At 70.5% G+C, this 26,903-nt stretch carries 26 protein-coding genes, 1 tRNA gene and 1 riboswitch; of the genes, 14 read left to right on the top strand and 13 right to left on the bottom strand.

Annotation, left to right across the window (positions count from 1 at the left end):
- Positions 1 to 53 precede the first annotated feature (53 nt).
- The 3 genes from ACLJQE_RS22505 to ACLJQE_RS22515 all read right to left on the bottom strand — a co-directional run bounded on the left by ACLJQE_RS22505 (position 54) and on the right by ACLJQE_RS22515 (position 2,454).
- Entirely contained in the window at positions 54 to 818 is a 765-nt protein-coding gene (locus tag ACLJQE_RS22505) for an ABC transporter permease (RefSeq protein WP_410641286.1), read from the bottom strand.
- A complete protein-coding gene (locus ACLJQE_RS22510; RefSeq protein ID WP_410641287.1) occupies positions 808 to 1,785 on the bottom strand; it encodes an ATP-binding cassette domain-containing protein in 978 nt (325 codons plus the stop codon). The genes ACLJQE_RS22505 and ACLJQE_RS22510 overlap by 11 nt, the downstream gene beginning before the upstream one ends.
- Before the next feature lie 81 nt (positions 1,786 to 1,866).
- Positions 1,867 to 2,454 carry a PadR family transcriptional regulator gene (locus ACLJQE_RS22515; RefSeq protein ID WP_410641288.1) on the bottom strand — a complete coding sequence of 196 codons (588 nt, stop codon included), beginning with the start codon at positions 2,452 to 2,454 and terminating at the stop codon, positions 1,867 to 1,869.
- Positions 2,455 to 2,506: 52 nt separating this feature from the next.
- Here ACLJQE_RS22515 and metG point away from each other — a divergent pair, with 52 nt between their 5' ends.
- From metG to ACLJQE_RS22560, 9 genes are all read left to right on the top strand, one after another.
- Positions 2,507 to 4,303, top strand: coding sequence for a methionine--tRNA ligase (metG, locus tag ACLJQE_RS22520; protein WP_410641289.1), 1,797 nt, complete (start codon positions 2,507 to 2,509; stop codon positions 4,301 to 4,303).
- A 9-nt stretch (positions 4,304 to 4,312) separates the two neighbouring features.
- Positions 4,313 to 5,149 carry a TatD family hydrolase gene (locus ACLJQE_RS22525; protein ID WP_410641290.1) on the top strand — a complete coding sequence of 279 codons (837 nt, stop codon included), beginning with the start codon at positions 4,313 to 4,315 and terminating at the stop codon, positions 5,147 to 5,149.
- Between the two features lie 288 nt (positions 5,150 to 5,437).
- Positions 5,438 to 6,862 (top strand): transglycosylase family protein, encoded by a 1,425-nt coding sequence (locus ACLJQE_RS22530; RefSeq protein ID WP_410641291.1) that lies wholly within the window; start codon positions 5,438 to 5,440, stop codon positions 6,860 to 6,862.
- 125 nt (positions 6,863 to 6,987) lie between these two features.
- Positions 6,988 to 7,824, top strand: coding sequence for a 16S rRNA (adenine(1518)-N(6)/adenine(1519)-N(6))-dimethyltransferase RsmA (rsmA, locus tag ACLJQE_RS22535; RefSeq protein WP_410641292.1), 837 nt, complete (start codon positions 6,988 to 6,990; stop codon positions 7,822 to 7,824).
- Between the two features lie 126 nt (positions 7,825 to 7,950).
- Positions 7,951 to 8,041, top strand: a riboswitch (SAM riboswitch).
- A 210-nt stretch (positions 8,042 to 8,251) separates the two neighbouring features.
- Positions 8,252 to 9,265 (top strand): methionine ABC transporter ATP-binding protein, encoded by a 1,014-nt coding sequence (locus ACLJQE_RS22540; protein ID WP_410641293.1) that lies wholly within the window; start codon positions 8,252 to 8,254, stop codon positions 9,263 to 9,265.
- Positions 9,266 to 9,446: 181 nt separating this feature from the next.
- Positions 9,447 to 10,409: a 4-(cytidine 5'-diphospho)-2-C-methyl-D-erythritol kinase gene (locus ACLJQE_RS22545; RefSeq protein ID WP_410641294.1), complete on the top strand. Its 963-nt coding sequence runs from the start codon at positions 9,447 to 9,449 to the stop codon at positions 10,407 to 10,409.
- Positions 10,406 to 10,828 carry an ASCH domain-containing protein gene (locus ACLJQE_RS22550; protein ID WP_410641295.1) on the top strand — a complete coding sequence of 141 codons (423 nt, stop codon included), beginning with the start codon at positions 10,406 to 10,408 and terminating at the stop codon, positions 10,826 to 10,828. Before ACLJQE_RS22545 ends, ACLJQE_RS22550 begins: the two co-directional genes overlap by 4 nt.
- Before the next feature lie 4 nt (positions 10,829 to 10,832).
- Positions 10,833 to 12,599, top strand: coding sequence for an ABC-F family ATP-binding cassette domain-containing protein (locus ACLJQE_RS22555; RefSeq protein WP_410641296.1), 1,767 nt, complete (start codon positions 10,833 to 10,835; stop codon positions 12,597 to 12,599).
- A gap of 54 nt (positions 12,600 to 12,653) precedes the next feature.
- Positions 12,654 to 14,342 (top strand): fatty acyl-AMP ligase, encoded by a 1,689-nt coding sequence (locus ACLJQE_RS22560; protein ID WP_410641297.1) that lies wholly within the window; start codon positions 12,654 to 12,656, stop codon positions 14,340 to 14,342.
- Between the two features lie 100 nt (positions 14,343 to 14,442).
- Here ACLJQE_RS22560 and ACLJQE_RS22565 read toward each other — a convergent pair whose 3' ends face one another.
- The 4 genes from ACLJQE_RS22565 to ACLJQE_RS22580 all read right to left on the bottom strand — a co-directional run bounded on the left by ACLJQE_RS22565 (position 14,443) and on the right by ACLJQE_RS22580 (position 16,536).
- The gene (locus ACLJQE_RS22565) at positions 14,443 to 14,799 is read right to left on the bottom strand and encodes a DivIVA domain-containing protein (protein WP_410641298.1); all 357 of its coding nucleotides are present in this window, start codon (positions 14,797 to 14,799) and stop codon (positions 14,443 to 14,445) included.
- Between the two features lie 192 nt (positions 14,800 to 14,991).
- Entirely contained in the window at positions 14,992 to 15,312 is a 321-nt protein-coding gene (locus ACLJQE_RS22570; RefSeq protein WP_410641299.1) for a DivIVA domain-containing protein, read from the bottom strand.
- A gap of 21 nt (positions 15,313 to 15,333) precedes the next feature.
- Positions 15,334 to 15,927 (bottom strand): aminoacyl-tRNA hydrolase, encoded by a 594-nt coding sequence (gene pth, locus ACLJQE_RS22575; RefSeq protein WP_410641300.1) that lies wholly within the window; start codon positions 15,925 to 15,927, stop codon positions 15,334 to 15,336.
- A 9-nt stretch (positions 15,928 to 15,936) separates the two neighbouring features.
- On the bottom strand, positions 15,937 to 16,536 hold the full coding sequence (locus ACLJQE_RS22580) for a 50S ribosomal protein L25/general stress protein Ctc (RefSeq protein ID WP_410641301.1): 600 nt from the start codon (positions 16,534 to 16,536) through the stop codon (positions 15,937 to 15,939).
- 351 nt (positions 16,537 to 16,887) lie between these two features.
- Here ACLJQE_RS22580 and ACLJQE_RS22585 point away from each other — a divergent pair, with 351 nt between their 5' ends.
- Positions 16,888 to 17,982, top strand: a complete 1,095-nt coding sequence (locus tag ACLJQE_RS22585) for a hypothetical protein (RefSeq protein WP_410641302.1) — start codon at positions 16,888 to 16,890, stop codon at positions 17,980 to 17,982.
- Positions 17,983 to 18,082: 100 nt separating this feature from the next.
- On the top strand, positions 18,083 to 18,724 hold the full coding sequence (locus ACLJQE_RS22590; protein WP_410641303.1) for an NAD(P)-dependent oxidoreductase: 642 nt from the start codon (positions 18,083 to 18,085) through the stop codon (positions 18,722 to 18,724).
- Positions 18,725 to 18,829: 105 nt separating this feature from the next.
- Here ACLJQE_RS22590 and ACLJQE_RS22595 read toward each other — a convergent pair whose 3' ends face one another.
- The 4 genes from ACLJQE_RS22595 to ACLJQE_RS22610 form a co-directional block, all read right to left on the bottom strand.
- Complete coding sequence (locus tag ACLJQE_RS22595; protein ID WP_410641304.1) at positions 18,830 to 19,810, bottom strand: ribose-phosphate diphosphokinase; 981 nt, start codon at positions 19,808 to 19,810, stop codon at positions 18,830 to 18,832.
- Positions 19,807 to 21,279 (bottom strand): bifunctional UDP-N-acetylglucosamine diphosphorylase/glucosamine-1-phosphate N-acetyltransferase GlmU, encoded by a 1,473-nt coding sequence (gene glmU, locus ACLJQE_RS22600; protein ID WP_410641305.1) that lies wholly within the window; start codon positions 21,277 to 21,279, stop codon positions 19,807 to 19,809. Before glmU ends, ACLJQE_RS22595 begins: the two co-directional genes overlap by 4 nt.
- A gap of 111 nt (positions 21,280 to 21,390) precedes the next feature.
- Positions 21,391 to 23,139, bottom strand: a complete 1,749-nt coding sequence (locus ACLJQE_RS22605) for a diguanylate cyclase domain-containing protein (RefSeq protein ID WP_410641306.1) — start codon at positions 23,137 to 23,139, stop codon at positions 21,391 to 21,393.
- A gap of 35 nt (positions 23,140 to 23,174) precedes the next feature.
- Positions 23,175 to 23,246: transfer RNA gene (locus tag ACLJQE_RS22610), tRNA-Gln, on the bottom strand.
- A 203-nt stretch (positions 23,247 to 23,449) separates the two neighbouring features.
- On the opposite strand from ACLJQE_RS22610, the gene ACLJQE_RS22615 reads away from it, so the two are divergent.
- From ACLJQE_RS22615 to ACLJQE_RS22625, 3 genes are all read left to right on the top strand, one after another.
- The gene (locus tag ACLJQE_RS22615) at positions 23,450 to 24,415 is read left to right on the top strand and encodes an acyl-CoA desaturase (protein WP_410641307.1); all 966 of its coding nucleotides are present in this window, start codon (positions 23,450 to 23,452) and stop codon (positions 24,413 to 24,415) included.
- 95 nt (positions 24,416 to 24,510) lie between these two features.
- On the top strand, positions 24,511 to 25,107 hold the full coding sequence (locus tag ACLJQE_RS22620; protein ID WP_410641521.1) for a TetR family transcriptional regulator: 597 nt from the start codon (positions 24,511 to 24,513) through the stop codon (positions 25,105 to 25,107).
- A complete protein-coding gene (locus ACLJQE_RS22625; RefSeq protein ID WP_410641308.1) occupies positions 25,104 to 26,015 on the top strand; it encodes a GNAT family N-acetyltransferase in 912 nt (303 codons plus the stop codon). The genes ACLJQE_RS22620 and ACLJQE_RS22625 overlap by 4 nt, the downstream gene beginning before the upstream one ends.
- On the opposite strand, the gene ACLJQE_RS22630 is transcribed toward ACLJQE_RS22625, so the two are convergent.
- Positions 26,008 to 26,400, bottom strand: a complete 393-nt coding sequence (locus ACLJQE_RS22630) for an NUDIX hydrolase (RefSeq protein ID WP_410641309.1) — start codon at positions 26,398 to 26,400, stop codon at positions 26,008 to 26,010. The two genes, ACLJQE_RS22625 and ACLJQE_RS22630, sit on opposite strands and share 8 nt — an antisense overlap.
- Positions 26,397 to 26,900, bottom strand: a complete 504-nt coding sequence (locus ACLJQE_RS22635) for an isochorismatase family protein (RefSeq protein WP_410641310.1) — start codon at positions 26,898 to 26,900, stop codon at positions 26,397 to 26,399. Before ACLJQE_RS22635 ends, ACLJQE_RS22630 begins: the two co-directional genes overlap by 4 nt.
- Positions 26,901 to 26,903 lie beyond the last annotated feature (3 nt).

The raw sequence follows: 26,903 nt of genomic DNA on the forward strand, positions 1-26,903 counted from the left end.
CGCCGGAGGCGGACCCGCAGTGACAAACGCGCCGTTGATCAGGCCTTTTGTGATCAGGCACTTTCCTTCTGGAAGGTGCGCGTACCCCACCAGATGGACAGCACCGCCATCACCAGCACCACGACACCGCCCGTGAACAGGGCGTCCATCGTGAAGTCGCCGCGGAAGGTGTTCCGCTCGACGTCCACCACGTGCCGGAACGGGTTGATCTGCGAAATCGTGTACAGCCACTCCGGCGCGGTCCCGGACGTGATCGGCAGCAGGATCCCGGAGAGCAGCAGCAGCGGGATGAGCACCGCGTTGAGCAGGGCCGGGAACGTCTCCTCGCTCTTGAGCGTCAGCGCCAGCGCGTAGGAGCACGACGCCAGCGACACCGCCAGCAGGAACACGATCAGCAGGCTCAGCAGCACGCCGCCGACCGGGGCGTCCAGGTCGAACGCCAGGTACGCCAGCGCGATGATCAGCAGTGCCTGCACCACCGCCTGCAGTGCGCTGGCCAGGACCTTGCCCAGCAGCAGCGCGACCCGGCTGACCGGCGTCACCCGGAACCGCTCGACGACGCCGGAGCGGTACTCGGCCAGCAGCCCGAAGCCGACGAACGAGCTGCCGAACAACGCCAGCTGGGCGATCAGGGCCGGGGTCAGCAGCATCCAGCCGTCCACTTCGGACAGGCCCTGCGCCTGCATGGCCTTGACCATCAGCGGCCCGAACAGGAACAGGTACAGCAGCGGCTGCATGATCCCGATCAGCACCCAGGTCGGGTTGCGCAGTGCCGCCGTCATTTCGCGGCGGAAGATCAGCCAGGTGTCACGCAGCACGGCCGGCCTCCTCCGCTTCCCGCAGCGAACGCCCGGTCAGGGTCAGGAAAACGTCGTCGAGCGTCGGCCGGTGGACCTGGACCGACAGCATCGCGATGCCCTTGGCGTCCAGGGCGCGCAGCAGCTCCGGCAGCGCGACGTCGCCGCGCGGCACCCGGAACCGGACCTCCCCGCCGTCGATGGACAGCTCCTGTGCGCCCTCGAGCCGTCCCGCGATCTCCGCGGCGTCCGTGGCCTGCCCGGGATCGACCCCGACCTCGACGCGGTCGCCGTTGACCCGCGCCTTGAGCGCGTCCGGCGTCCCTTCGGCGACGATCCGGCCGTCGTCGATCACGATCAGCCGGTCCGACAGCGCGTCCGCCTCGTCGAGGTAGTGGGTCGTCAGGAACACCGTGACGCCCTGTTCGGCGCGCAGCCGGCGGATGTGCTCCCACAGGTTGGCGCGGCTCTGCGGGTCGAGCCCGGTCGACGGCTCGTCGAGGAACACCAGGCTCGGCGAGTGGATCAGCCCGAGCGCGATGTCGAGCCGCCGCCGCTGCCCGCCCGACAGCGTCTTGGTCAGCCGCTGGCCGAGCCCGGTCAGGTCGAGCTGTTCGGCGAGCTCGGCGCCGCGCGCGATCGCGTCGGCCTTGCTCATCCGGTAGAGCCTGCCCTGCAGCTCCAGTTCGTCGGCGACCTTGGTCTCCGGCGCGCTTCCGCCGCCCTGTGCGACGTAGCCGATGCGCTTGCGCACGCCGAGCGGGTCGGAAAGCAGGTCGCAGCCGCCGACGGTCGCGGTGCCCGCGGTCGGCTTCAGCAGTGTGGTCAGCATGCGCAGCGTGGTCGTCTTCCCGGCGCCGTTGGGCCCGAGGAAGCCGACCAGCTCGCCCGCTTCGACGTCGAGGTCGACGCCCTTCACCGCGTGTACTTCGCCCCCAGTGCGGCCCTTGCGGCGGAACCGCCGCTCGAGACCGCGTGCCGTGATCATGAGCACCCCTTTCCCTGTAGTCAAACTTGACTAGTTGAGATCGACACCTTGCCCGATGCATCGTTCACTAGTCAAATTTGATTACGCGGGCGGATCGCCGAAGGCCCGGCCGGCGTCGTCGGCCATTTCGTACTCGCCCGCCTCCAGTCGCGAGATCAGCGACCGCGTCCACTCCAGACCGGTGTGCGCCTGGGCCGACCACAGCCGGAACAGCTCGGCGACGTGCCCGGCCTGGCCCCAGTGCGCGGTGTCCTTCATCATCAGGCTCGCGCTGCGCTCCTCGGACTCGAGGATGACGAGCCGGTGTTCGAGCAGGCTGATCGCGCGCCGCCGGGGCAGGGCGGTCAGGAACGAGACGCCGGCGGCCACCTCGGCCGCCGCGGCGGTGGGTTCGGACAGCGCCTTCGCCAGCAGCAGGTGGAACTCCTGGTCGCCTTCTCGCGTGATGCGGTAGGCGACCCGGTCCGGGCCGCCTTCGCCCCGCTCGACGTCGACCTGTTCCAGCAGGTCCTCGGCGGTCATCTTCTTCAGCGCGTGGTAGATCGACCCGGGCTGGACGCTGGCCCACTTGTCCGCCGACCAGGTCAGCAGCTCGCGCCGCACCTGGTAGCCGTGCGCGCGGCCGTACATCCGCACCACCCCGAGCACGAGCAGCCGTGTCGCCGACAACCGGGCCTCCCTCTCGACAAAGCGCGTGACGCCCTCCGTAGGCTAATAAGGTATGAGCACCCCTGTGTTGACCGCGGTGGCCTGGCCCTACGCCAACGGCCCCCGCCACATCGGCCACGTGTCCGGATTCGGCGTCCCCTCCGACGTCTTCTCCCGCTACCAGCGAATGGCCGGCAACCGGGTGCTCATGGTCTCCGGGACCGACGAACACGGCACCCCGATCACCGTCCAGGCGGACAAGGAAGACTCGACCCCGCAGCAGACGGCGGACAAGTACACCCGCCAGATCGGCAACGACCTGCAGGGCCTCGGCCTGTCCTACGACCTGTTCACCCGGACCACCACCGGCAACCACGCCGAGGTGACGCAGCAGATCTTCCTCGCGCTGCACCGCAACGGCTACGTCGTGCCGAAGACCACGCGCGGGGCGATCAGCCCGTCCACCGGCCGCACGCTGCCCGACCGCTACGTCGAGGGCACCTGCCCGATCTGCGGGTACGACGGCGCGCGCGGCGACCAGTGCGACAACTGCGGCAACCAGCTCGACGCCGCGGAGCTGATCAACCCGAAGTCGCGGATCAACGGCGAGACGCCGAAGTTCGTCGAGACCGAGCACTACTTCCTCGACCTGCCGGCGTTCACCAAGACCCTCGGCGACTGGCTGGGCACCAAGACCGACTGGCGCCCGAACGTCCTCAACTTCACCAAGAACCTGATCGACGACATGCGGCCCCGGCCGATCACCCGCGACCTCGACTGGGGCGTCAAGATCCCCCTCGACGGCTGGCGCGACCAGCCGCTGAAGCGGTTCTACGTCTGGTTCGACGCCGTGATCGGGTACTTCTCGGCCAGCGTCGAGTGGGCCCGCCGCTCCGGGAACCCGGACGCGTGGCAGGAGTGGTGGAACAACGCCGACGCGCGGTCCTACTACTTCATGGGCAAGGACAACATCACCTTCCACGCCCAGATCTGGCCCGCGCTGCTGTTCGGCCACAACGGCGAGGGCGACAAGGGTGGCGAGCCCGGCAAGTACGGCAAGCTGCACCTGCCGGACGAGATCGTCTCCAGCGAGTTCCTCACCATGAGCGGCTCGAAGTTCTCGACCTCGCGCGGGCGCGTGATCTACGTCGAGGACTTCCTGCGCGACTTCGGCCCGGACACGCTGCGGTACTTCATCTCGGTCGCCGGTCCGGAGACCCAGGACACCGACTTCACCTGGGACGAGTTCGTCCGCCGGACCAACTTCGAGCTGGCCAACGAGTGGGGCAACCTGGTCAACCGGTCCATCTCGATGGCGCACAAGAACGTCGGCGCCATCCCGCGCCCGGAGGCCCCGACGGCGGCCGACGAAGACCTGAAGGCGTTGTCGCGCAAGGCGTTCGACACCGCGGGCGCGCACCTGGCCCGGTCCCGGTTCAAGCTGGCCGCAGCCGAGGCGATGAAGGTCGTCACCGCGGCGAACAAGTACATCTCCGACCAGGAGCCGTGGAAGCTCAAGGACGACCCCACGCGGCGCGACACCGTGCTGCACACCGCGCTGCAGGTCGTCTCCGACGCCAACACGCTGCTGACGCCGTTCCTGCCGCACTCGGCCCAGAAGGTGCACGAGGCCCTCGGCGGCACCGGCGTCTGGGCGGCCCAGCCGGAGCTCAAGGAGGTCGACGACCTCGACATCGCCGGCCGGGTCAACCCGATCCTCACCGGCGACTACGCGGGCGAGCGGGCGAAGTGGGAGTCGAAGCCGATCGAGGTCGGCAAGCCCCTGCAGAAGCCGTCGCCGCTGTTCACCAAGCTCGACCCGGCGCTCGGCGAGACCGGCCCGGAGTGGGCGCCGATCGTCAAGGAGTAAGAGGTGTGCATGGGTGACGAGAAGCGCGAACTGCCGCCGGTCCCGGACCGGCTCCCGGTGTCGGTGGTGGACGCGCACACCCATCTCGACGCGTGCGGCGCGGTCACCGCGGCCGATGTCACGGCCATGGTCGACCGCGCCGAGCGCGCCGGCGTCGCCCGCGTCGTCACGGTCGCCGACGACCTCGCCTCGGCCCGCTGGGTCGTCGAGGCGGCGGGCTGGGACCGGCGCGTGTTCGCCGCGGTCGCGATCCACCCGACCCGGACCAAGGAGTTCGGCGAGGCCGAGCGGGCCGAGGTCGAGCGGCTGGCGGCGGACGACCGCGTGGTCGCCGTGGGGGAGACCGGTCTCGACTACTACTGGGACTACTCGCCGCACGACGCCCAGCAGGAGGCGTTCCGCTGGCACATCGACCTCGCGAAGCGGCTCGGCAAGCCGCTGATGATCCACGACCGCGAGGCCCACGACGACGTGTTGCGCATCCTGGCCGAAGAGGGTGCGCCGAATGCCGTAATTTTCCATTGTTTTTCCGGGGACGCGGAAATGGCCCGCAAGTGCGTCGACGCGGGGTATGTCCTTTCCTTCGCGGGCACCGTCACGTTCAAAAACGCGAAAGGCCTCCACGCGGCGGCCCGGCTGTGCCCGGCGGGGCAGTACCTCGTCGAGACGGACGCGCCGTTTCTGACCCCCCACCCGTTCCGTGGGCGGCCGAACGAGCCGTTCGGCGCCGCCTACACCGTCCGTCACCTGGCGACGCTCAGAGGCGAAGGTGTCCACGAAGTCGCCGAAGCGGTCCGGACCACCGCCGAGCGGGTGTACCGACTCCCCAGCGTCACAACGGGTTGAACGCATTGCGACAACAGGGTTCCCGGCTCGTCCACCTGATGGGTGACGGGGATCACGACACTCCGGGGGGTGTTTGCGCAACCCGCCGCGACCCGTTACTGTCCCGTGATCGTGCCGGTCGGTACTGCACCATGCAGTTGCCGGCTGTTACGCCCACAGTCACGTCAGTGCACGTCGGGGAAGCGGAACCGGAGCAGGTACGAGCCGGAACCGTGACGATGGCGCCGGCTGAGGGCCCAGACGTAAAGGTGCTGCCCCGAACGGCGCCTTGGGAAAGGGAACGACCCGGTGACACGTAGCAGACAGGCTGGAGCGCGCTCCGCGGCCGTCCTCGACCGCGAATTCGAGGACACTGCGTACGGCCAGCTCGACTTCTCCGACGACCCGAACATCACGCAGCAGGACATCCTCGCCGCTCTCGGCCCCGATGCCGAAGCGATGATGGCCGAGATCGACGTCGACGTCGACGAACTGATCCGCCTCATCAACGCGGAGACGACCTACCTGCCGCCGATCGTCATCCCGGACGGCCTCGACGAGGACCGCACCGCTTCCCCCGAAGCGCGTCGCGCGGCCCTGGACGAGGGCCTCCGGCAGACCACCAAGGTCTGGAAGCGCCGGTTCCTCAAGGGCGCCGTCCTCAGCGTCATGATCAGCGTCGCCGGCGGCGGCGCGGCCGCGCTGGCGATGAACAAGAGCATCACCGTCGACGTCGACGGCCACCAGCAGACCGTGCACTCCTTCGGCGACACCGTCGGCGAGGTGCTCGAAGACGCGGGCCTGTCCGTCGGCGAGCACGACTCGCTCTCGCCCTCCCCGCAGGCGGAGGTCGGCGACGGCGGCGTCATCAAGCTCGAGCGCGGTCGCCAGCTGAAGCTGATCGTCGACGGCACCGAGCGCACCTCCTGGGTCCGCGCGACCCACCTCGGCGACGCGCTGAACCAGCTCGGCATGACCGAAGCCGAGAAGGACGGCACGTGGATGTCGATGCCGAAGAGCGGCGAGCTGCCGCTCGAGGGCGCGACCGTCGAGATCAAGACGCTCAAGAACATCACCCTGTACGACGGCGGGAACGCGCCGAAGCAGGTCAAGACCACCGCCGTGACGACGCAGGAGTTCCTGGGCGAGTACAAGCTCACCCTGGGCCCGGAGGACAAGGCCGAGGGCGGTCTGGACGTCAAGCTGACCGACGGCGCCGAGGTGCACATCAGCCGCACCGGCGTCTCGACGGTCGTCCAGAAGGAGAGCATCGACCCGCCCGAGCAGCGCGTCGACGACCCGAACCTGGCCAAGGGCAAGACGCAGGTCGAGGACCCCGGCACGCCCGGCGAGAAGGAAGTGACCTACAAGGTCACGCAGAAGAACGGCAAAGAGGTCGGCCGGGAGAGCATCTCCGAGAAGGTCCTGACCCAGCCGAAGCCGAAGATCATCCACGTCGGCACCAAGGAAGCCCCGGCGCCGGCCATCGGCGACGCCTCCTCGTGGGACCGCATCGCGCAGTGCGAGTCGGGCGGCAACTGGGCCATCAACACCGGCAACGGCTACTACGGCGGCCTCCAGTTCGACAAGCGCACGTGGGACGCCTACGGCGGCGACGAGTACGCGAGCCTGCCGCACCAGGCCTCCCGCGAGCAGCAGATCGCGGTCGCCGAGAAGGTCCGCGACGCCCGCGGCGGCTACGGCGCCTGGCCGGTCTGCGGCAAGAAGGCCTGACAGCTCCCTCGAGCGGCCCCCGTCCACCCCGGACGGGGGCCGTTTTCGTGAGGCCGAACCGACCCTCCAGGTACGTGAACCGACCGTCCGGGTACGCGAACCGACCCCCTGGGTAGGCTCGTCCGGTGGTTGAACTGCTGGGACCGGCCGAAATCCGCGGGCTGGCGGCCGAACTCGACGTGCGGCCGACCAAGAAGCTCGGGCAGAACTTCGTGCACGATCCCAACACCGTCCGCCGGATCGTCGAACTCGCCGGGATCAGCCCGGACGACGTCGTCCTCGAGGTCGGGCCCGGGCTCGGGTCGCTGACCCTTGGCCTGCTCGCCACCGGGGCGCGGGTCGTCGCCGTCGAGATCGACCCCAAGCTGGCCGAGCGGCTGCCCGCGACCGTCGCCGAGCGGGGCCCCGAGGCCGCGGAGCGGCTGACCGTCGTCGGAGCCGACGCCCTGCGCGTCACCCGCGGCGAACTGGGCGAGCCCACCGCCCTCGTCGCCAACCTGCCCTACAACGTCGCCGTGCCCGTCGTGCTGCACCTGCTGGCCGAGGTGCCCTCGCTCCAAAAGGGCCTCGTCATGGTGCAGACCGAGGTCGCCGACCGGATGGCCGCCGGCCCCGGCAGCCGGACCTACGGCGTGCCCAGCGTCAAGCTGGCCTGGTACGGCTCCGCACGCAAGGTCGCCGCCGTGCCACGCTCGGTGTTCTGGCCGGTGCCGAACGTCGATTCCGCGCTGGTCGCCTTCGAACGCGGCGAGACGACGGCGTCCGCCGACCGCGAGCAGCTCTTCCGCCTGGTGGACGCCGCCTTCTCACAACGCAGGAAGACGCTCCGGGCCGCGCTCGCGGGCTGGGCGGGCTCGGCCGACCGGGCCGGCGAGCTGCTGACGGCCGCCGGGATCGACCCCCGGACCCGGGGCGAGCAGCTGGACGTCCACGCCTTCGCCCGGATCGCCGCCGCCCGGTAGTACTCCACAGTGGAAGCGGTGAAAAATACGCCCCGCGACCCGTGATCCCGCGATTCGGACACCTCCACTCGTGTGATCTGGGCCAATGGGCTTGCTTTCGCTCCTCGGGATCGGTTTTACTCAGTACGTCCATCCCGAGCGACTGAGAGACCTGGCTCGCCGAAGTCGCAGCAACCACCCTCCGCAGGGCAGGTGCTACCGCCAGGACCGATGGAGGCCGTTTTCGATGAAGAGGGTAGCTCGCCCCCTGCTCCTGACCAAGCGTCGCGTTGTCGACGAAGGCCGCCGCTCCGTGACCGCATGTCGACGCTCCAACTGAGCTAGTCCGACCCGGTCCACCCTTCTTCACGCACCGTCCACAACGGACGGACTTCGCTTGCGGCCGGGCGCGCCCTCCTGTGGCGGCGCCCCGTTTTCTGGAGCCTTCGTGATCACCGTCGAAAATCTGTCCAAAACCTTTGCCACCAACGGAAACTCCGTCATCGCGCTGCGGGACGTGAGCGTGGACGTCCAGGCGGGCTCGCTGTTCGGCGTGGTCGGTCCCGCCGGGTCCGGCAAGTCCGTTCTCGCCCGTTGCATCGCGCTGCAGGAGCGTCCCGACCGCGGCGTCGTCCGCCTCGACGGCCTCAACACCGGCACCCTCGACGGCCGCCGCCTGCGCGAGATCCGCCGTCAGCTCGGCGTCGTCTCCACGAAGCCGGAGCTGATCGCCGAGCGCACCATCGCCGGCAACATCGCCTCGCCGCTCGAGCAGCTCGGCGTCGACGGCCCGCAGCGCCGCAGCCGGGTCGGCTCGCTGCTCGACCTCGTCGGCCTGACCCCGCGCGCCACGCAGCGTCCCGGCGAGCTGACCGCCGGTCAGCTCCGCCGCGTCGCGGTCGCGAAGGCGCTGGCGGCGGCTCCCGCCGTGCTGCTCGCCGACGACCCGACCGCCGGCGTCGACGCGGCGGAGGCCGGCGCGGTGCTCGCCGTCCTCGACCGGGCGCGCTCCGAGCTGGGCGTCACCGTCGTCGTCACGACGCCGGACGCGGGCGTGGTCCGCCGGGTCTGCGACGACGTCGCGGTGCTGGAGGACGGCACGATCGTCGAGCGCGGCACGGTGCTCGACCTGATCGCCGACCCGTCGAGCCGCACCGCGCAGGCGCTGCTGCCGTCCATCGAGACCACCCGCGCGCAGACGGCCCGCTACGACCGCTCGGCCGACGTCGTGCTGGTCGGCTTCGCCTCGGTGGGTGCGCTGCTGCCCGAGGCCGCCGGCCGCTTCGACGTCGAGTTCGCCACCATCGGCGGCGGCCTGACCCGCATCGGCGACACCCCGGTCGGCCGCTTCCGCCTCGGCGTCCGCGGCGAGCGGGCCGACGCGGCGCTGGCCTGGGTCGCCGAGCGCGGCGGCCACGTCACGCACACCGCCCGCGGCCCCCAGGGTGTCGCGGCCGCCTGACCCGCCCCCGCCCCAAGCGCCCCAATGTGGCCTTGGTTGCGTTGAACGCACCCAAGGCGGCCTTCGGTGCGTTGAATCAGCACTGCGGCGCGCAGCGTCTCCGTTGAGGGTGGTGGCGGGGGCATGGATGGAGCACCGAAGGCCACATTGGGGCGCTGGGGCGGGCACGTAGGCTGGTCGGGTGCTCGCCGTAGTTCCGCCCCCAGTCACCGTCCGGGTCCCGGCCAAGGTCAACCTGCACCTTTCGGTCGACGACCTGCGCGAAGACGGTTACCACGAGCTGGTGACCGTGTTCCAGGCGCTGTCGCTGACCGACGAAGTGACCGTCGCGGTCACCGAAGAACCCGGCATCGAGGTCTACGGCGAGGGGGAGGGCTCGGTCCCGACCGGCCCCGAGAACCTGGCCTGGCGGGCCGTCGAAGCGCTGGCCGCGCACGTCGGGCGCACCGAAGAGCCGAAGGTCCGGCTGGTGCTGCGCAAGGGCATCCCGGTCGCCGGCGGCATGGCGGGCGGCAGCGCCGACGCGGCGGCGACGCTGGTCGGGCTGGCGAGCCTGTGGAACCTCGACGTCACCCGCGACGAGCTGGCCGAGATCGCCGCCGGCCTGGGCAGCGACGTCCCGTTCGCGCTCTACGGCGGCACCGCGCTGGGCACCGGCCGCGGCGAGCAGCTGGTCCCGGTGCTGTCGCGGCACACGTTCCACTGGGTGCTGGCCTTCGACACCGAAGGGCTGTCGACGCCGAAGGTGTTCGGCGAACTCGACCGCCTGCGCGCGGCGGGCAACCCGCCCCGGATCGGCTCGCACACGCCGGTCGTCGAGGCGCTGGCCTCCGGCGACCCGCGCCAGCTGGCCCTGCTGCTGGGCAACGACCTGCAGGCGGCGGCGGTCTCGCTGCGCCCGGACCTGCGCCGCACGCTCCGGGCGGGCGTGAACGCGGGCGCGCTCGCGGGCACGGTGTCCGGTTCCGGCCCGACGTGCGCGTTCCTCTGCGAAGACGCGCATTCGGCGGTGGAAGTCGCGGCCGAGCTGTCGGGCGCCGGCGTGTGCCGGACGGTCCGCGTGGCCCACGGCCCGGTCCCCGGCGCCCGCGTCGTCGGCGGCGACGACGCGCCCCGCCCGGCACCGCCGCGGGTGCACGCATGAAGCACGCGGAGTTCGCGTTCCCCGGCCCCCTGCGCGACAAGCTGATCGCGGCGATCCTGCGCGGCGAGAAGACATCGACCACCGGCCTGGTCGCCGAGTACGAGAAGTACGGCGAAGAGCTGCCGTCCGTCGGCGAGCGCGAGCTGATGATCGACTCGGCGGGCAACGGGGTCGCGGTGCTCGAAACCACCGAGGTCCGCGTCCTGCCATTGTCCGAAGTGGACCTTCAGCACGCCCTGGACGAGGGCGAGGGCTTCACGAGCGTCGCCGAGTGGCGCGCCGATCACACGGACTACTGGCAGAGCGCCGAAATGCGCGCGGCCATGGAAGATCCCGAATTCACCGTGGACGACACGACTCAGGTCGTGGCGACGCGGTTCATGATCGTGGCAGTGTCTCCCACAGAGAGGATCGGCTGAACGGATGGCCAACCTGGTCAATCTCGAGTCGGTGAGCAAGTCCTACGGGGTGAAGCCGCTGCTGGACGGCGTCTCCCTCGGCGTCGCGGCCGGGCAGCGCATCGGCGTCGTCGGCCTCAACGGTGGCGGCAAGACCACCCTGCTGGAAGTCCTTTCCGGACTCGCCGAGCCGGATTCCGGGCGGGTGAGCCACGTCGGCGGTCTGCGGATGGCCGTGGTCACCCAGCGGACCGAGCTCCCGGACGGCAGCACGGTCGGCGAAGTGGTGCTCGAACGCTACGGCGCCGAGCACGAATGGGCCGCCGACGCGCGCGTTCGATCCATTGTGGACGGATTGGGCATCACCGCGATCGGGCTCGAAACGCCCACCGCGAACCTCTCCGGCGGTGAGCGGCGCCGGGTGTCCCTGGCCGCCGCGCTGACCGGTGAACTCGACCTCGTCGTCCTCGACGAGCCGACCAACCACCTGGACGTCGAAGGTGTCCAGTGGCTCGCCGACCACCTGCTGACCCGGCGGATCGCGGTCGTGGTCGTCACGCACGACCGGTGGTTCCTCGACACCGTCGCCACCCTGACGTGGGAGGTCGCGAACGGCCGCGTCGAGCAGTACGAAGGTGGCTACGCCGACTGGATCTTCGCGCGCGCCGAGCGCGCGCGGCTGGCGGCCACGGCCGAGGAGAAGCGGCAGAACCTGGCCCGCAAGGAACTGGCGTGGCTGCGCCGCGGCCCGCAGGCCCGCTCGTCGAAGCCGCGTTACCGCATCGAGGCGGCCGAAGCGCTGATCGCCGACGTCCCGCCGCCGCGGGATTCGGTCGAGCTGCAGGCGTTCGCGAAGCGGCGGCTCGGGAAGACCGTGCTGGAGCTGGAAGACACGACGTACGCGGTGGGCGAGCGGACGCTGCTCGACCACGTCACCTGGCGGATCGGCCCGGGTGACCGGATCGGACTGGTCGGCGTGAACGGCTCGGGCAAGACGTCGCTGCTGAAGCTGCTCGGCGGCGACATCGAGGCCTCGACCGGCCGCCGGATCGAGGGCAAGACGGTCGCGCTCGCGCACCTGCGCCAGGAGCTCGACGACCTGCCCGGCGACCTGCGCGTGCTGCAGGCGATCGAGCAGGTGGCCGGGCGCGTGGTGTTCGGCAAGCAGGAGATGACGGCGTCGCAGCTGGGCGAGAAGCTCGGCTTCCCGGCAGCCCGCCAGTGGACCCCGGTCGGGGACCTGTCGGGCGGCGAGCGCCGTCGGCTGCAGCTGTGCCGGCTGCTGATGGCCGAGCCGAACGTCCTGCTCCTCGACGAGCCGACGAACGACCTGGACATCGACACGCTGCAGCAGCTGGAGGACCTCCTCGACGGCTGGCCGGGCACGATGGTCGTGGTGTCGCACGACCGCTACCTGGTGGAGCGGGTGTGCGACACGATCGTCGCCCTGTTCGGCGACGGCCGCATCACCCACCTCCCGGGCGGCATCGAGGAGTACCTGAACCGCCGCGCACTCGACAAGGAGCCGGCCGCCGCGACGGCCACGACGGCGGCCAAGACCGAGGCGAAGAAGTCGGCGGCGGACCTGCGGGCAGCGCAGAAGGAGCTGGGCCGGCTGGAGCGCAAGCTCGACCAGCTGCACGCGAAGGAGGAGAAGCTCCACGCGTCGCTGCTGGCGGCGGCGACGGACCCGGCGAAGCTGATGGAGCTGAACGCGGAGCTGAAGGGCGTCCGGGGCGAGATCGAGGACGTCGAGGGCCGCTGGCTGGAGACGTCCGAGCTGCTGGAGTGAGCTGTTTCTGCTTTGCCCGGCGGGCGTTGACGCCGAGACAGTAATGTTTGCGCCATGAGCAGGTTCGTGGACACGCTGGTCGCCACCGCGACGAAGCGGGGTCAGCAGCGGGGCATGGTCACCGGGGAGCCGAAGGAGCCGGTCCGCCGGACCTGGGCCGAGGTGCACGAGGAGGCCCGGCGGATCGCCGGCGGGCTCGTCGCGGGCGGGTTCGAGCGCGGGGGCGCCGTCGCGGTGCTCGCCGCCGCGCCGGTGCTGATCGCGCCGACCGTGCAGGCCGTGTGGCTGGCCGGCGGCAGCGTCACCATGCTGCACCAGCCGACCCAGCGCACCGACCTCGCCGAATGGGCCGAGGACACCGTGCGGGTGCTGGGCATGATCGGCTCGGACCTGGTGCTGCTGGGCGAGCCGTTCGACCAGCTGGCGCCCGTCCTGGAGCAGAAGGGCATCGGGTTCAAGCTCATCACCGAGCTGGCCGAAGCCGAACCGCTCGCGGACGTCGTCGTCACGGACGAGGGCGACACCGCGCTGCTGCAGCTGACCAGCGGCTCGACCGCCGACCCCAAGGCCGTGCGGATCACCTACGGGAACCTGTACTCCAACGTCAAGGCCATGGTCGAGCGCGCCGAGTTCGACTTCGACGTCGACGTGATGGTCTCCTGGCTGCCGACGTTCCACGACATGGGGATGGTCGGCTTCCTGACCGTGCCGATGACCTTCGGCGTCGAGCTGGTCAAGATCACGCCGGTCGAGTTTCTCTCGGGCCCGCTGATCTGGCCGGAGCTGATCACCAAGTACCACGGCACCACGACGGCGGCGCCGAACTTCGCGTACGCCATCGTCGGGCGCCGGATGGCCCGCGTCGACGACGACGGGGCGTATGACCTCTCGAAGCTGCGGATCGCGCTGAACGGCGCCGAGCCCGTCGACGAGACCGCCGTCCAGACCTTTGTGGACGCCGGCGCCCGGTTCAAGATGCCCGCCGAGTGCGTCTTCCCGGCCTACGGCATGGCCGAAGCGACGCTCGCGGTGTCGTTCGCGCCGCTGTTCACCGGCCTCACCCTCGACGTCGTCGAAGCCGACGCGCTGGAGGCGGAGAACCGCGCCGTGCCGGTCCCCGAGGGCGACCCGCGGCGCGGCACCGACAGCGTCCGGTCGTTCGCGCTGCTCGGCCGTCCCCTCGACGGGCTCGAGGCGGAGATCGTCGACGAGTCGGGTTCGCGGCTGGGCGAGCGTCAGGTCGGCGAGATCCGGCTGCGCGGTGAGGCCGTGACGCCCGGCTACCTGACCATGGACGGCGCGCTCGCGACGCAGGACGAATCCGGGTGGCTGAACACCGGCGACCTCGGGTACCTGGTCGGCGGCCAGATCGTCATCTGCGGCCGCCGCAAGGACGTCATCATCATGGGCGGCCGCAACCTGTACCCGACGGACATCGAGCGCGCGGCGACCTCGGTCGAGGGCGTCCGCGCGGGCAACGCGGTGGCGGTGCGGCTGGACGCGGGCAGCCGCCGCGAGCGCTTCGCGGTGGTCGTCGAATCGAAGCTGGCGGGCGACGCCGAGGCCGAGAAGAACCTGATGAAGCAGGTGTCGGCCCGGGTCCGCGACGCCGTCGACATGCGGCCGTACGCGGTCGTGGTGCTCCCGGCGGGCAGCCTCCCGAAGACACCCTCGGGCAAGGTCAAGCGCGCGGCAACAGCCCAGCAGTTCGCGGACCGGATCAAGAAGAACGCCGACGCCTGACCCGAGCGCCCCAATGTGGCCTTGGTTGCGTTGAACGCACCGAAGGCCACATTGGGTGCGTTCAACGCACCGAAGGCCACATTGGGGCGCTTGAGGCGGGTCAGCGTTGCTGGACGCGGACTGCGCGGAGGGTGGGCGGGGTGGCGCGCTCGGCGGTGGCTTCCGGGGCGGTGCGGGCGCCGGGGAGGTCCGGGGCCTGGCCGGTGCGGGCGGCGAGCTGGTCCTCCACCGCGTCGAGGAACTCGTCGACTTCGCGCTCGTCGTAGCCGCGCTTGCCGATCAGCGGCTTCGCGAACATCACGTGGTGCACTTCGGCGGCGGTGAGGTCGTCCTCATCGGCGAGTGTCTTGGCGATCCGCCGGACGAACGCGTCGACCTCGTGCTTCGCGTAACCACGGCGGCCGATCGGGGCGTTACCGAAGGTGACCTCGGCGAGGTCTTCGGCGGTGAACGACATGGAACTCTCCGATTCCGGGGTTGGGCGGGGCGAAACTCCCGTACACCGTCCTAACCCGTGAACAGGCTGCCCGAAAGAGGCTGGTCCCAACCTCACTCCGACGAGCGGCCTCGGGCCCGCCTTCGGGTGAGTTCGCGCTACCGAGCGCTGTGTGGCCGGGTTCACACCCGGAACCCCTTGGAGGAAGGGTCGTCAGCTGCGCCCGAACCACTTCCGCGGCCCCTGCGGCCGCTCCGGCTCCTCGGCCACCACCGGCCGCGGGTTGCGCAGCTCCACCAGCGCCGCCTCGGCCTCGTCGAGGAACAGGTCGACCTGGGCCTGGTCGTAGCTGCGCATGCCGACCGGCATGATCGTGAACTCGACGTAGTGGATGTCGTCCGGCGTCAGGATGTTCCGCCCGGCCAGCGCCTCGGCGATGAGGTCGAGGAAGGCGTCCACCTCGTCCTCGTTGTAGCCGCGACGGCCGAACCGGGGTTTGCCGAAAGCGATCGCCCGGACTTCGTCGGGGGTCATGGCTTCACCTTGCCACCCATGTCAGCCCGCGTGGAAGGAGTTCTGCGCGGCCGCGAGGCCGGTGCCGATCAGCGCTTCGGTCGCGTCCGCGCACCGATCCACCTCCAGCGGGAGTTCCTTGCGCTCGGCCGTCGAAAAGTCCTTCAGCACGAAGTCCGCCGGGTCCTGGCGGCCGGGCGGACGGCCGATGCCGAACCGCACCCGGTAGTAGTCGCGGGTGCCGAGCGACTTCGTGATCGAGCGGAGTCCGTTGTGGCCGTTGTCGCCGCCGCCGAACTTGAGCTTGAGCGCGCCGAAGTCGACGTCCAGCTCGTCGTGCACCACGACCAGGCCGGACGGCGGCACCTTGTAGAACCGCGCCGCACCGGCCACCGGCCCGCCGGAGAGGTTCATGAACGAGCGCGGCTTCACCAGCACCACGCGGCGCCCGGCGAGCCGGCCCTCGAGCACTTCGCCGCCGGTCTTGTGCGTCTTGAACTTGCCGCCGATGCGGGCGGCGAGCTCGTCCAGCACCATGAACCCGACATTGTGCCGGTTGCCGGCGTACTGGGGTCCGGGATTGCCGAGGCCGGCGAGCAGAATCAGCTCGCCGGCCCCTGGCAGGTCTTCGGTCATGCGGTGATGTTATTCGGTGGTTTCGGCCGACTCGTCGCCCGCTTCGGCGTCGTCGCCGGACTCTTCACGCTGCGGCTCGTTGACGGCCACGACCAGCGACTCCGGGTCGGTGACCAGGGTGGCGCCCTGGGGCAGCTCGACCTGGCCGGCCAGCACCTGGGAACCGATCTCGAGGCCCTCGATCGAGACCTCGAACTGCTCCGGGATGTGCAGCGCCTCGACCTCGACCTGCAGGGTGTCGACGTCCTGGTTGACCAGGCCGCCGGGGCCGGGGTTGCCGGTGACGACGACCGGGACGTCGACGACGATCTTCTCGCCGCGCTTCACGACCAGCAGGTCGACGTGCTCGATGTAGTTCTTGAGCGGGTGCACGACGATGGTCTTCGTCAGCGCCAGCTCGTCGGAGCCCTCGAGGTCGAGGGTGATGACGGCGTTCGAGCCGTTCTCGCGGACGACGCGGGCGAACTCGATCGCCGGCAGCGCGAAGTGCCGCGGGTCCGACCCGTGGCCGTAGAGGACGGCGGGGATCTTGCCGGCGCGACGCGTGCGGCGCGCGGCGCCCTTGCCGAACTCGGTGCGCGGCTCGACGGACAGACGTACCTCGGACACGGTGTGGCACTCCTTCAAAATCGAAGACAGCATGCTGCGGCGGGGGGAGCCGTTTGCTTTGTTCAAGGAAGTTTCGGCGGCGAGTTTCCGGGCGTGCACGACGACGGGGGCTACTCGAGCCGCCGCGTCGATCACGCCGGGCACCCCAGAAGGGCCCCACCTCGCCGAGACAACCTCAAGAGTGTAAACCAACCTCATCACGGTGGGTTGCGGCGGGTGCCCGGCCCAGGCTAGAACCCTCCTGGAACCCCGGTACGTGACGACACAAATCCGGTGGCGGGCCGACGCCGGCCGAGGTGTGCTCGGTAGCGGGAGAGCAGGGGGCGGGAAATGCGTGCTCGGTGGAGCAGGGTGGCAGCGGTGCTGCTGCTGGGTGGGGTGCTGGCCGGCTGCCAGGTGGCGGTGGCCGGCACCGCCGGCGTCTCTGCGGCCGACCAGGCGACGGCCGACCGGCGCGCGGAACAACGCGCCGCCGTGGACGCGGCCCTCACCGAGCTGGGCAAGGCGCCCGCGATCGCGCTGAAGTCCACGGTGAAGGGCGCCGAGCAGCAGTTCCGGATCACCCGCGGCGGCTACGCCGTCGGAGGGCTGCCGCTGGAAGGCCGCTTCGTCCAGGTGACGGCCGCGGCCGCCCAGTTCTACCTGCAGGCCGACGCCGACTACTGGAAGGCGCACGCCATCGACGAGAGCACCCAGTTCGGCACGAGCTGGGTGCGCTCGCTCGGCTCGGAACTGCCCTTCGACCCGGCGGCCCGGTTCGCGCCGCCGGCGCTCGCCGAAGGGCTGCGCAAGGCGCTGTCCGGGCTCGACCGGCTGACCGAGCCGGTCAAGGCGAAGCTGCCCGACGGCACCGAGGTCTACCAGCTCGGTGCCGCGCCGAGCGTCCTGCGCGTCACGACGGCCAAGCCGAACCGCGTCGTCAGCTTCGCCCCGGCGCTGCTCGACCCGCAGGCCGGCCCGAAGTACGGCGCCGAGTTCCAGGTCGCCGCGCTCACCGGGGACGCGGTCAAGACGTTCCGCGCCGACCTCGACGCGGCCGTCGGCGGGCTGGGGCAGCCGTTCGAAGGGCTGGTGCAGGCCAGCGCCGTCGTCACCAACGACCGCCTCGACTGCAAGGACTTCGTCGGCTCCTGCACGACGACGGTCGACGTCTCCAACAGCGTCGTCGGCACGCCGGCGTCGGGTGAGAAGAGCGTCGTGCACATCACCCTGTCGGTCGAGGTCAGCGCCGAGTCGCTCGGGGCGCAGACGTGCACGGCGGCCGGGGACGCGGAGCCGTACAAGACGATCCAGCTGTCCTGCGCGGTGAAGTTCAAGCTGCCCAACCGCACGGCCAGCTACCAGGTGCTCTCCAAGCCGAACGCGACGGCGGAGGTCCGGGCCGCTCTGGACGTCAACGCCGTCAAGCAGAAGGTGGCGGCGGAGTTCGCCGGTCTGGGTGGCTGACCTGGACACCTACCCCCAGGTGTGTTGCTCCCGTTGAAGTAGGTGATCTCCCGTTCCTAGCATCGGCCGGGCAGACCGACGGTGAACGAGGAGGAGATCCATGGCCAAGCTGGTGGTTTTCGGTGCGACGGGGTACGCCGGGGGCAGGATCGGCGCCGAGGCGCTGCGGCGCGGGCACGAAGTGGTCGGCGTCGCCCGCAACCCCGGCTCGGTGCCCGAAGGGGCCGACGAGCGGCAGGGTTCGCTGCACGACGAGGAGTTCGTGGCGGGCTTGGCGAAGGACGCCGACGTCTTCGTGGTCGCCACCCCGGCCCGCGAGATCGACGGCAAGAAGCTCATCGACGCGGTGCCGGCCCTGGCCCGGATCGCCGGCGAGAACGGCGTCCGGCTGTCGTTCGTCGGCGGCGCGGCGAGCCTGCACGTGGCCGAGGGCGGCCCGCGGCTGTTCGACACCCCGGAGTTCCCGGCCGAGTACAAGGACGAGGCCGGCAGCCACGCCGAGGTCCTCGGCCTGCTGCGCGAGCAGCCCGAGAGCCTCGACTGGTTCTACGTCAGCCCGGCCGCCGAGTTCGGTGCCTGGACCCCGGGCGAGCGCAAGGGCGGGTTCCGCATCGGCGGCGACGTCCTGCTGACCGACGAGAACGGCAAGTCCCACATCGGCGGCGACGACTTCGCGATCGCCTACGTCGACGAGATCGAGCAGCCGAAGCACCGCCGCGCGCGCTTCACCGTCGCCTACTGACGTCACTTTCTCTAGGAAAGTGATGTGGAGGGCCCGCCTCCGCAACACTTTCACGGGGAAAGCCCGCCCTCCGGAGCACTGGAGAGCGGGCTTTCCCGGGAAACCTCAGGCGTTGCCGTCGAAGAGGGACGTCACCGAGCCGTCCTCGAAGACCTGCTGGATGGCCTCCGCCAGCATCGGGGCGATCGACAGCACCGTCAGGCCCGGGAACCGCTTCTCCTCCGGGATCGGCAGCGAGTTCGTCACGATGACCTCGCGGGCCTTGCACGACGAGAGCCGCTGGGTGGCCGGGTCGGACAGGATGCCGTGGGTCGTCGCGATGACGACGTCGGCCGCGCCCTCTTCGATCAGGGCCTCGGTGGCCTTCACGATCGTGCCGCCCGTGTCGATCATGTCGTCGATCAGCACGCAGAGCTTGCCCTCGACCTTGCCGACCACGCGGTTGGCCACCGCCTGGTTGGGCTTGTCCGGGTCGCGCGTCTTGTGGATGAACGCGATCGGGCGGTCGCCCAGCTGGGCGGCCCACTTCTCGGCCAGCCGCACGCGGCCCGAGTCCGGCGAGACGACGGTGATGTCGGCGTTGCCGTAGGTGGCCTTGATGTGGTCGGCCAGCACGGTCTGCGCCATCAGGTGGTCGACCGGGCCGTCGAAGAAGCCCTGGATCTGGGCGGTGTGCAGGTCGACCGTCATGATCCGGTCGGCACCCGCGGTCTTGAACAGGTCCGCGATCAGCCGCGCCGAAATCGGCTCGCGGCCCTTGTGCTTCTTGTCCTGGCGCGCGTACGGGTAGAACGGCATCACCACGGTGATCCGCTTCGCGCTCGCCCGCTTGAGAGCGTCCACCATGATCAGCTGCTCCATCACGAACTCGTTGATGGGCGTGGTGTGCGCCTGGATGACGAAGGCGTCGGTGCCGCGGACGGACTCTTCGAACCGGACGAACAGCTCGCCGTTGGCGAACGTGTGCGCCGTCTGCGGGGTGATCGTCACGTTGAGGTGCTGGGCCACCTCTTCGGCGAGCTCCTTGTGCGCGCGTCCGGAGAAGAGCATCAGGTTCTTCTTCGGCGTCCCTTGCTTCGGACTCATGCTGGTGACTCCCCGTCGGTTCCTGCTGCTGAATCGGCGTCGAGGGCGGCCTGGGCCGCCTCCGCCGCGGGCGTACCCGGCCGGCGCCGGATCGCCCAGCCTTCGATGTTGCGCTGCGGCGGCGCCGACACCGCGAGTGTGCCCGGCGGGACGTCTTCGCGGATCACGGCACCCGCACCACTGTAAGCGCCGTCACCGATGTGCACCGGGGCGACGAAGGTGTTGTCCGCGCCCAACCGGACATACGAACCGATTACGGTCCGGTGCTTGTTGACGCCGTCGTAGTTCACGAACACGCTGGAGCAGCCGATGTTGCTGTGCTCGCCGATCGTGGCGTCACCCACGTAGGTCAGGTGCGGCACCTTCGTGCCGGCGCCGATGTCGGCGGCCTTCGTCTCGACGAACGCGCCCAGCTTCGCCTTCACGCCCAGCTTCGTGCCCGGCCGCAGGTAGGTGAACGGGCCGACGTTGACGCCGTCGCCGAGTTCCGAGTCCGAGCCGTGCACGCGGACCACCGAGGCGCCCGCGCCGATGGTGACGTTCGTCAGCGTGCTGTCCGGCCCGACCGTGCTGCCCTCGCCGACCGACGTCGTGCCCTTGAGCTGCACGCCGGGCTCGATGACGACGTCGCGGGAGAGGGTCACGCCGGCGTCGATCCAGGTGGTGGCCGGGTCGACGACCGTGACGCCCTCGCGCTGCCAGCGCTGCACGATCCGGCGGTTGAGCTCGGCGCCGAGCACCGACAGCTGCACGCGGTCGTTGACGCCCTCGGTCAGCCACGGGTCGTCGACGACCAGCGCGCCGACGTGCAGCCCGTCGCCGTTCGCGATGCCCAGCACGTCGGTGAGGTAGAGCTCGCCCTGCGCGTTGTCGGTCGACAGCCGCGAAAGGCCGTCGCGCAGCACTGCGGCGTCGAAGGCGTAGACGCCCGAGTTGATCTCGGTGATCTGGGCCTGTTCCGGGGTGGCGTCCTTGTGCTCGACGATCCCGGTGACCTTGCCCGCCGGGTCGCGCACGATCCGGCCGTAGCCGGTCGGGTCGGCGACCACCGACGTGAGCACGGTGACCGCGTTCTTCGCCTCGGTGTGCTCGTCGAGCAGCGCACCCAGGGTCGCGGTGTCGAGCAGCGGGACGTCGCCGTAGCTGACGATCACCGTGCCGGTGACGTCGGCGGGCAGGGTGGCGAGCGCGCAGGACACGGCGTGGCCGGTGCCCTTCTGCTCGGCCTGCACCGCGGTGCCGACGGTGCGCCCGAGCGCGTCCCCGACCGCGGCCAGCCGTTCGCCGACCGCTTCGCGGCCGTGCCCGATGACCACCACGAGGTGTTCGGGGTTCAGGCCGGCAGCGGCCCGGACGGCGTGCTCGACCAGGGGCCGCCCGGCGATCGGGTGCAGCACCTTCGGCGTCGAGGAACGCATGCGGGTGCCTTCACCCGCGGCCAGGATCAACGTGCTCAGCGGGCCGGTCAACGACGCTCCCAACGATGGCTCCGGTCGTCACTTTCACCATGAAAGTGTTCCGGAGGGCTCGCCTCCGGAACACTTTCATGGTGAAAGTGACGCTTTGGTCGGGCTCAGATCCTAACCGTGGTCTTCGGCGTCCCACGCGGGGTCGGTGGGAGGGGCCTCGCTCGCCCACGCGGCGGCCGGGTCCGCGGCCATCGAGTTCGCCGACGCGACCTGGTTGCCGCCGCCGCGTTTCGCCTGGTACATGGCCGCGTCCGCGCGCGCGAGGACCTGCTCGCCGCGCTCCTGCGGCCGCAGCGAGACCAGCCCGATCGACAGCGTGACGCCGTGCGAGAGGTGGTGCGGCAGGTTCGAGACGGACTTCACCGCGCGCCCGAGCGCCATCTTCGCCGCGGACGCCGGCGTGCCCGGCAGCAGCACGATGAACTCGTCGCCGCCGTAGCGCGCCACGAGGTCGTCGCCGCGCAGGGCGTCACGAAGCGTGCTCGCGACGACACGCAGCACGTTGTCGCCTTCGGCGTGGGACTGCTTGTCGTTGACGCCCTTGAACCCGTCGAGGTCGACCAGCGCGACGGCGAGCGGCTGTGCGTCGGCCGACGACGCGAGCTGACGCAGCTTCTCGTCGAGCGCACGCCGGTTCGGCAGGCCCGTGAGCGGGTCCTGCAGGGCCTGCTGGGTGATCGCGCCGTGCTCGGCGGAGAGCCGTTCGTGCTCGCGGCGGGCGTTCAGCGTGGCGATCTGCGACTCGCGCAGGCTCCACATCTCCGACTCCAGGCGCCTGGCGTAGTCGATCAGCGACTCGCCGGCGCCGGAGTCCGGGCTCGTGTCGAGCCGGGCCAGCTCGCGGGCGATGTTCAGCCGCATCGACGGCTGCGAGGTGTCGTCCGAGATGGACTGGCGGGTCTCGCGCAGGACCGACAGGGCTTCCTCGCGGCGGCCCTCCTTGTCCAGGCAGCGCGCCAGCGCGATCGCGACGATCTCCCGGTCGTGCCCGAACGCGCGCTCGGTGTAGAGGGTCTGCAGCCGCTCGATGTGCTCGGCGCCCGGCTGGTTCAGCGCCGGCGCCGCGGCCAGCACGCCCACCTGGTCGATCGCCGCGACGTTCGCCCTGCGCGGGAACAGCGACTCGGCGAACGGGCCTTCCGCGGCCGCTCCCATCGACGCCGCGGTGCGGAACTTCTCGGCGCTCTCGTCGTACTCGTCGATGCGCTCCAGCCGCAGGCCCCAGCCGAGCAGCATCTTGATGCGGTTGATCAGCTGCAGGGCGATGTCGTGCGGGCTCGCGCTCTCGCGGATCGCCGCCGCGGCCCGGCCGATCACCTCCTCGGCCGCTTCGTAGACGCCGAGCTGGTTGAGCACCAGCCAGCAGTCGATCAGCGTCGAGGAGAGCAGCCGGTTCCAGTTGCGCAGCCCGACCTGCCGGTCCGGGATGGTCGAGTCGTCGAGGATGGCCAGCGCCCTGGCGATCTCGGTGAGCGCGGCGTCCTCCTGCGCGGCGATCACGAGCCGGCGCCCGCGCAGGGCGTGCGCGTCGGCCCGGAGCAGGGCGATGCCGTGGCGCCGGGTGTGCGCGAGCATCTCGTCGAGCCGGGGTTCGGCCTCCGCGGCCAGGCCCTTGGTGGCCAGCCGGGCGAGGGCGGACGAGCGCAGCAGCTGGGCCACGAGGAGGGGCTCGCCGCGCCGCTGGGTCTCGTCGAGCAGCTCGTCCATCATCGCGACGATCTCGAGCTGCTGGGTGTACTCGTGCCGCTGGACGGCGGCGCCCAGCTCCCGCGCGCGCCCGACCAGCCACGCGTCGGACATTTCGGCCAGCGCGGGCCGCCTGGCCGTCACCGGGTCGGTCGCCTCGTCGGTCAGCGCCAACCTCCCGGTGTCGTGGGTTTCCGGTTCCTGCTGTGCTCCGCCGCCAGGATTCGAACCTGAACTGTCAGAACCAAAATCTGAAGTGCTGCCGATTACACTACGGCGGATCGATCCTGGTCAGGATAGCGACGATCGGGTGTCGTTCGCGCGGGGGATGGGTTTTTGCGCCGGTCCGCCGGGTACCCGGGTTCCGGACAGGGGTGTGAGTTCGGGCTCTCCCCAGGCGCCCGAACCTCCTGTACCGTAACTTACGGCATCGTAGGTAAGGGCGCCCTTGGTAGGCGTGCCTGTGTAGGAAGAAGTGAAGCGTATGACGGCCACGCTCGACCGTTCTCAGCCCACGGGAGAACCTTCGGCGCCCAAGGGGCCCAAACCTGTCATCGACGGCAAGCGCGGCATCGGCGTGCAGCTGTCGGTCTACTTCGGCGTGATCGCACCGCTGGTCGCCCTGCTGGTCGCGGTGCCGTTCGCGTGGGGCTGGGGACTGAGCTGGGTCGACGTCGGCATCTTCGTGGTGTTCTACGCGATCAGCGGGCTCGGCATCACCGTGTCGTACCACCGCTACTTCACGCATGGTTCGTTCAAAGCCAAGCAGTGGCTGCGCGTGGTCATGGCCATCGCGGGCAGCATCGCCCTGCAGGGCCCGGTGATCACCTGGGTCGCCGACCACCGCCGCCACCACGCGTTCTCCGACCGCGACGGCGACCCGCACTCGCCGTGGGCGTTCGGCACCTCGCCGTGGGCCATCGCCAAGGGCTTCTGGCACGCGCACATGGGCTGGCTGTTCGAGCGCGACCAGACCAACGCCGAGCGCTTCGCGCCGGACCTGGTGAAGGACCCGGCGATCAAGAAGGTCGACGAGCTGTTCTGGCTGTGGGCACTGGTCAGCCTGACGCTGCCGGCACTGCTGGGCGGGCTCATCTCGTGGTCGCTGTGGGGCGCCGTGACGGCGTTCTTCTGGGCCGGGCTGGTCCGCATCTGCGTGCTGCACCACGTGACGTGGTCGGTCAACTCGATCTGCCACATGATCGGCGAGCGCCCGTTCGCCGCCCGCGACAAGTCCGCGAACTTCTGGCCGCTGGCGATCTTCTCCTTCGGCGAGTCGTGGCACAACCTGCACCACGCCGACCCGACGTCCGCCCGCCACGGCGTCAAGCGCGGCCAGATCGACATCTCCGCGCGGCTGATCTGGATCTTCGAGAAGTTCGGCTGGGTGCACGACGTGCGTTGGCCGACGCCGCAGCGATTGGCCCGAATCGCCGCGGAAAAGGGCTAGTCAACTAGGCTGCCCCGATGGCGGGGAGACGACGTTCGAAGCGTGAGCAGCAGGTCACCGGGGCCCGTCCGGCCGCCCCGGTGACCCGCGTGCGGATGACCGGGACCGAGCGGCGGCAGCAGCTGCTGAACGTGGCGCGGGCCCTGTTCGCCGAGAAGGGCTTCGACGGCACGTCGGTCGAAGAGATCGCCCACCGCGCCAACGTGTCGAAACCGGTGGTGTACGAGCACTTCGGCGGCAAAGAGGGGATTTACGCGGTGGTCGTCGACCGCGAAACGCAGCTGCTGCTCGACCGGATGGTTTCGACGCTGCACGGCGGTCACCCGCGGGCGATGCTGGAGCAGGCGGCGACGACGCTGCTGTCCTACGTCGAGGATTCCCACGACGGCTTCCGCATCCTGGTCCGCGATTCCCCGGTGGCGAGTTCGACGGGGACGTTTTCCACGGTGCTGAACGACATCGCGAGCCAGGTGGAGCACATCCTGGCCCAGCAGTTCGGCGCCCTCGGCTACGACGAGAAGCTGGCCGCGCTGTACGCGCAGGCCCTGGTTGGCATGGTGGCGCTGACCGGCCAGTGGTGGCTGGACGCGCGCAAGCCGAAGCGCGACGAGGTGGCGGCGCACCTGGTCAACCTGGCGTGGAACGGGTTGTCGCACCTGGAGCACAAGCCGAAGCTGCGGCTGGCGCGATGACGTTGACCGTCGGGGATTTGCGGCTCATGCAGGGCTTGGCGCAGCGCGTCACCGCGGCCCGCCCGGATCTGGTGAACAGCGACGCGTCGTTCGGCGAGCTGGCCTGGAACTGGGGCAAGGGCCACACCGCCGAGGGCGCGAGCTGGCGGCACCGGCTGTGGTTCTCCGGCGCGGAACTCGTGGCCTGGGGCTGGGCCCAGCTGCCGCGCCGGCTGCACCGGACCGACGGATCGGTCAAGGACGTCACCGGCGCCTACCTGGCCTACCAGGTGCACCCGGACCACGCCGCGCTGACCGACGAGGTGATCGCCTGGTACGACACGACGGCGGACGGCCTCGAGCGCACGGTGTTGCCGGGCGCCGCCGACTCGCCCGGGTTGCGAAGCTGGGCGGCGCACGGTTACGAGGCCGACCCGGCCGAGTCGTGGTCCCAGCTCAACGAGCGCGACCTCGCCGACGTCGACCGCCCGGAACTGCCGGCCGGGTTCCGCTTCCGCGCGGCTTCCGAGGCCGGGCCGTCGGCGGCGGTCCAGGCCCACGTGGACGCGTGGGCGCCGACGTCGTACACGGACTCGTCGTACGAGGGGTTGCGGCGCGCGCCGGGCTACCGCGGCGACCTGCACGTCCTGGTGGAAGCACCAGACGGGACGATGGCGTGTTCGGCGATCATGTGGCTCGACGAGCCGAACGCGACGGTCGAGTTCGAGCCGGTCGGCACGCACCCGGGCTACCGGCGCCGCGGCCTGGCGAGGGCGCTGCTGCTGCACGGGATGCACCTGGCGCGCGCGGCGGGCGCCAGGCATGCGACGGTCGCCTGCATGGGATCGCCGACGCAGGCGCGGGATCTGTACTACGGCGTCGGGTTCCGGGAGCTGTCGCGGGACGTGCCGCTCGTGAAGGTCAGCTGAGCTGCCCGGTTTCGTGCAGGTGGTCGAAGATGAGCCGATCCACCGCGGAAACCCGGTCGCGGTCGGCGTAGCCGAGCCAGGTGACCTCTTCGATCTCGCTGCTTGCCTTGAGGACGCCGCGGTATTCCGCGGTGTAGCAGGTCATCCGCACCAGCGTGCCGGCGGCGTGGCCGTCCGCCTGTGCTTCGAACGTCCCCGCCGCGGCGATCGATTCCGGCGTGATCGCCACGTCGAGTTCCTCGCGGATTTCGCGGACCAGCGTGTCGCGGTCGGTTTCGCCGGGCTCGCGCTTGCCGCCGGGGAGGTAGTAGACCTGCTTGCCGCGCGAGCGCGTGCTGAGGATCCGGCCGTCCGCCAGGTGGATCCAGGCGATCTTGTCGATCACGCCAGCGCTGCCAGTGCCTCGCCGGTCGTCACGACCGTGCCCAGGCGCGGGAAGATCTTCGTGATGGCGTTTTCGTGCGAGATGTCGGAAAGCGCTGTCATCGCGTCCGACACCGCGACCGTGTCGTAGCCGTGGTCGGAGGCGGCGCGCAGGGTCGATTCGACGCCGAACTCCGTGGCGATGCCGCCGAAGAAGACCGTGCGGACGCCCGCCCCGCGCAGGAACTCGTCGAGGTCCGTGCCCGCGAAGCCGCCGATCGTGTACTTCGTGACGATCTTGTCGTCGCCGGGCTCGAAGACCAGCTCGCTGCCCGGCGGGTTGTCCGGCCGGGACACCTTCACGAGCACCACCGGCGCGCCCACGCGGTGGAACGCGTCCCGCAGCCGCAGTGCGTTGGCGACGACTTCTTCGCCGCGGTACGGCGTGGTGGGCAACGCCACGATCCGCTCCTGCAGGTCGATCAGCACGAGCGCGGAGGTGGCCGGGTCGATCTTGCTCATGCC

The organism is Amycolatopsis sp. lyj-346 (assembly GCF_046548975.1).
GTDB lineage: Bacteria > Actinomycetota > Actinomycetes > Mycobacteriales > Pseudonocardiaceae > Amycolatopsis.

Coding starts and splice junctions, on each gene's coding strand:
- ACLJQE_RS22510 (WP_410641287.1), bottom strand. CDS start 1,785: ATGATCACGGCACGCGGTCTCGAGCGGCGGTTCCGCCGCAAGGGCCGC.
- metG (WP_410641289.1), top strand. CDS start 2,507: ATGAGCACCCCTGTGTTGACCGCGGTGGCCTGGCCCTACGCCAACGGC.
- ACLJQE_RS22525 (WP_410641290.1), top strand. CDS start 4,313: ATGGGTGACGAGAAGCGCGAACTGCCGCCGGTCCCGGACCGGCTCCCG.
- ACLJQE_RS22550 (WP_410641295.1), top strand. CDS start 10,406: ATGAAGCACGCGGAGTTCGCGTTCCCCGGCCCCCTGCGCGACAAGCTG.
- ACLJQE_RS22555 (WP_410641296.1), top strand. CDS start 10,833: ATGGCCAACCTGGTCAATCTCGAGTCGGTGAGCAAGTCCTACGGGGTG.
- ACLJQE_RS22560 (WP_410641297.1), top strand. CDS start 12,654: ATGAGCAGGTTCGTGGACACGCTGGTCGCCACCGCGACGAAGCGGGGT.
- ACLJQE_RS22565 (WP_410641298.1), bottom strand. CDS start 14,799: ATGTCGTTCACCGCCGAAGACCTCGCCGAGGTCACCTTCGGTAACGCC.
- ACLJQE_RS22570 (WP_410641299.1), bottom strand. CDS start 15,312: ATGACCCCCGACGAAGTCCGGGCGATCGCTTTCGGCAAACCCCGGTTC.
- pth (WP_410641300.1), bottom strand. CDS start 15,927: ATGACCGAAGACCTGCCAGGGGCCGGCGAGCTGATTCTGCTCGCCGGC.
- ACLJQE_RS22590 (WP_410641303.1), top strand. CDS start 18,083: ATGGCCAAGCTGGTGGTTTTCGGTGCGACGGGGTACGCCGGGGGCAGG.
- ACLJQE_RS22595 (WP_410641304.1), bottom strand. CDS start 19,810: ATGAGTCCGAAGCAAGGGACGCCGAAGAAGAACCTGATGCTCTTCTCC.
- ACLJQE_RS22615 (WP_410641307.1), top strand. CDS start 23,450: ATGACGGCCACGCTCGACCGTTCTCAGCCCACGGGAGAACCTTCGGCG.
- ACLJQE_RS22620 (WP_410641521.1), top strand. CDS start 24,511: ATGACCGGGACCGAGCGGCGGCAGCAGCTGCTGAACGTGGCGCGGGCC.
- ACLJQE_RS22625 (WP_410641308.1), top strand. CDS start 25,104: ATGACGTTGACCGTCGGGGATTTGCGGCTCATGCAGGGCTTGGCGCAG.
- ACLJQE_RS22635 (WP_410641310.1), bottom strand. CDS start 26,900: ATGAGCAAGATCGACCCGGCCACCTCCGCGCTCGTGCTGATCGACCTG.